The 890-nt window shown below is 55.6% G+C and carries 1 rRNA gene; it reads right to left on the bottom strand.

Annotated features, from left to right (window positions below):
* Positions 1-8: 8 nt before the first annotated feature.
* Positions 9-890: ribosomal RNA gene (locus VJ09_RS00015) — 23S ribosomal RNA — on the bottom strand; the annotation flags it as partial.

Here is an 890-nt window from a genome sequence, read left to right as displayed (position 1 = left end):
AAGACATGTGAGGAAAAGCCCTCGACCGATTCGTATCTGTCAGCTACACATGTTACCATGCTTCCACCTCAGACCGATCTACCTCGTCATCTACAAGGGGTCTTACTTCCACGAAGGAATGGGAAATCTCATCTTGAGGGGGGCTTCGCGCTTAGATGCTTTCAGCGCTTATCCCGTCCATACTTGGCTACCCAGCGGTGCCTCTGGCGAGACAACTGGTACACCAGGGGTATGTCCATCCCGGTCCTCTCGTACTAGGGACAGCTCCTCTCAAATTTCCTACGCCCGCGACAGATAGGGACCGAACTGTCTCACGACGTTCTGAACCCAGCTCGCGTACCGCTTTAATGGGCGAACAGCCCAACCCTTGGGACCGAATACAGCCCCAGGATGCGATGAGCCGACATCGAGGTGCCAAACCTCCCCGTCGATGTGGACTCTTGGGGGAGATAAGCCTGTTATCCCCGGGGTAGCTTTTATCCGTTGAGCGATGGCCCTTCCACAAGGAACCACCGGATCACTAAGTCCGACTTTCGTCCCTGCTCGACTTGTAGGTCTCGCAGTCAAGCTCCCTTATGCCTTTGCACTCTATAGGCGCGATTTCCGACCGCGCTGAGGGAACCTTGGAGCGCCTCCGTTACATTTTAGGAGGCGACCGCCCCAGTCAAACTGCCTGCCTGACACGGTCCTCGAACCGGATGACGGTTCTGAGTTAGAACTCCGATACGACCAGAGTGGTATCCCACCGACGTCTCCTTGGAGACTGGCGTCCCCAAATCATCGACTCCCACCTATCCTGTACAAGTCGTACCCGAGATCAATATCAAGCTGCAGTAAAGCTCCACGGGGTCTTTCCGTCTTGTCGCGGGTAGCCAGCATCTTCACTGGCA

This window comes from Risungbinella massiliensis (assembly GCF_000942395.1).
Taxonomy (GTDB): Bacteria; Bacillota; Bacilli; order Thermoactinomycetales; family Thermoactinomycetaceae; genus Risungbinella; species Risungbinella massiliensis.
Note: the sequence above shows the minus strand (reverse complement) of the source record. Positions and strands in the feature narration are given on the sequence as shown.